This is a genomic window from Kitasatospora sp. NPDC059722 (genome assembly GCF_042733235.1).
Taxonomy (GTDB): Bacteria; Actinomycetota; Actinomycetes; order Streptomycetales; family Streptomycetaceae; genus Kitasatospora.
Map to the genome: position 1 here is coordinate 1 of NZ_JBHWGD010000263.1, position 2,313 is coordinate 2,313.

Below are 2,313 nucleotides of genomic sequence, written 5' to 3' on the forward strand. Positions count from 1 at the left end.
AGCACGATCCGCTCGGCGCCCTCGGCCGCGAGGCGGCGGGCCAGGTGCGGGGCGAGGGTACCGGTGCCGCCGGTGATGAGGACGGTGCCGCGCAGCGGCCCGGCCTCCCGGCGGGCGGCGGCCTCGGCGCGCACGATGCGGCGGGCATAGGCGCCGGAGGGGCGGATCGCCACCTGGTCCTCGTCGCGGGCGGCCAGCACGGCGGCCAGCCGCTCGCCGGCGCGCCGGTCGAGCGCGTCGGGCAGGTCGACGACGCCGCCGAAGCGCTGCGGGTGTTCCAGGGCGGCCGTCCAGCCGAGGCCGTGGACCTGCGCCTGCACCGGGTTGGCGACGGTGTCGGTGCGCCCGGCGGCGACGGCGCCGCGGGTGACCAGCCACAGCGGCGCGGCCTGCCCGGCGTCGCCCAGGGCCTGGACCAGGGCGAGGGTGAGCGCGACGCCCTCGGGCAGGGCGGGGTGGCGCTCGCTCGGCCGCTCGGCGGCGGCGAGCAGCGAGACGATGCCCGCGAGCTCGCCGTGCGTGAGCAGCGCGGCGAGGCGCTGCCGGTCGGTGCAGGTGTCGTCCAGGACGAGCCGCTCGACCGTCGCGCCGTGCGCGGTCAGCGCCTCGGCGATGTCCTCACCTGCGGCGGCCTCGCCCTCGCCGTCGCCGTCCCGAGCGGTGACGAGCAGCCAGGTGCCGTCCAGGCGGGCGGACGCGACGGTCAGCGGCTTCCAGGTCGCCCGGTAGCGCCAGGAGTCGAGCGTCGAGCGCTCCCGCCGGCGGCGGTGCCAGTCGGACAGCGCGGGCAGCACCGGCGCGAGCGCGCCGCTGTCGATGCGCAGCCGGGCGGCCAGCGCCTCGACGTCGGCCTCCTCGACGGCGTTCCAGAACTCGCCGTCCTCCGGCTCGCCGCCGGGGCGCGGCGCGACGGCCCACAGGTGCTCGTGCTGGAAGGCGTAGGTGGGCAGCGGCACGCGGCGCCCGCCGGCGGTGCGGGCGGACCAGTCGGCCCGGCCGCCGCGGACGAAGGCCTCGGCGAGCGAGGCGAGGAAGCGGTCGGTGCCGCCCTTGTCGCGGCGCAGGGTGCCGACGGCGGTGGCGCGGTCGCCGCGGTCCTCGGCGGTGGCCTCGATCGCCATGGTGAGCACGGTGTGCGGGCTGACCTCGACGAACAGGCCGTGGCCCTGCGCCATCAGCTCCCGCACGGCCGGGTCGAAGCGGACCGGGTTGCGCAGGTTGCGGTACCAGTAGCCGGCGTCCATGGCGGTGGTGTCGAGCCAGTCGCCGGTGACGGTGGAGAAGAACGGCACCTCGGCGGTGCGCGGGCGCACGGGGGCGAGGTCCGTCAGCAGGTCGTCCCGCAGGAGTTCGACCTGGGCGGAGTGCGAGCCGTAGTCCACGCTGATCCGCCGGGCGCGCAGGCCCTCGGCCTCGAACTCGGCCATCAGTTCGTCGAGTTCACCGGCCGGACCGGCGACGACGACGGTCCGCGGCCCGTTCACGGCGGCGACGGCGAGCCCGTCGAAGCGCGAACGCAGCCGCTCCTCGGCCTCCTCGGCGGACAGCGGCACCGAGACCATCCCGCCGGAGCCCGCCAGGACCCGGCCGATGAGCCGGCTGCGCAGGGCGGCCACCCGGGCGCCGTCCTCCAGGGAGAGCGCCCCGGCGACGACGGCGGCGGCGATCTCGCCCTGGGAGTGGCCCACCACGGCGTCCGGGTGGATGCCGTGGGCGCGCCACAGGTCGGCGAGGGCCACCATGACGGCGAAGGTCGCGGGCTGGACGACGTCGACCCGGTCCAGCGCGGGCGCGCCCTCGGCCTGGCGCAGCACGTCGAGCAGCGACCAGTCGACGTGCGCGGACAGGGCCGCCGCGCACTCGGCGATGCGCTCGGCGAACACCGGTGACTCGTCGAGCAGCCGGGCGCCCATGCCGGCCCACTGGGAGCCCTGGCCGGGGAAGACGAAGACGGTGCGGCCGCCGTCCTCGGCGAGGCCCTGGACGGCGTTCGGCGTGGAGGCGCCGGCGGCGAGCGCGGCGAGGCCCTCGCGCAGTTCGGCGGGGTCGGCGCCGAGCACGACGGCGCGGTGCTCGAAGAGGGCGCGGGTGGTGAGCAGGGTGTGGGCGACGTCGTGCGGGCGAAGGTCCGGCTCGGCGTCGAGGTGCTCGGCGAGGCGTGCGGCCTGGGCGCGCAGGGCGGCGGGGGTGCGGGCGGAGAGCACCCACGGCAGGACGCCGCCGGGCGCCTCGACGAGCGGGGTCGGGACGGCGACCGGCGCCACCTCCAGCACGACGTGCGCGAGGGTGCCGCTCATGCCGAAGGAGGAGTCC

1 protein-coding gene is annotated in these 2,313 nt (G+C 77.9%); it reads right to left on the minus strand.

Features of this window, described 5'->3' with window-relative positions:
• Positions 1–2,297 (minus strand): acyltransferase domain-containing protein (locus ACFV4F_RS43135; protein ID WP_380511486.1); only part of this gene is annotated, 2,297 nt, incomplete at its 3' end.
• Between the last annotated feature and the right edge of the window lie 16 nt (positions 2,298–2,313).